A 366-nucleotide genomic window follows, 5' to 3' on the forward strand; every position below is an offset into this window, starting at 1 on the left:
TTTTTGTAGCTAAATGCCCTATGTGAACATATGTATGTTCACATAGGGCATTCAGTCTATAAAAGTTGTTCTTTTTTCTGGTGTGTGAAAGCATTTAGTTTTAAGTCATTTATATTCAATTCTTTGATTGTAATGCATCATAACCTGTTTCTTTCGTTCTGATCTTAATAGCATTACGTATTTCATAACTGAAGATTTTACCATCTCCAACTTCTCCTGTGTACGCTGCCTCTTGTATTGCTTTAATCGTCTTTGCTTCCCATTCTTCTGAGGAAACAACGATTTCAAATTTAATCTTAGGTTGCATAACGATATCAAGTTCCGTACCTCTTACATAGTGTTTGTAACCACGTTGTGCTCCACACC

The 366-nt window shown here is 35.0% G+C and carries 1 protein-coding gene; it reads right to left on the minus strand.

Annotation, left to right across the window (positions count from 1 at the left end; all coding sequences use genetic code 11):
* Positions 1-115 precede the first annotated feature (115 nt).
* Positions 116-366, minus strand: a 251-nt coding sequence (locus ACW2QF_RS17145) for a P-II family nitrogen regulator (RefSeq protein ID WP_455717233.1), incomplete at its 5' end; no start/stop codon positions are given.

This window comes from Anaerosporobacter sp. (genome assembly GCF_965301125.1).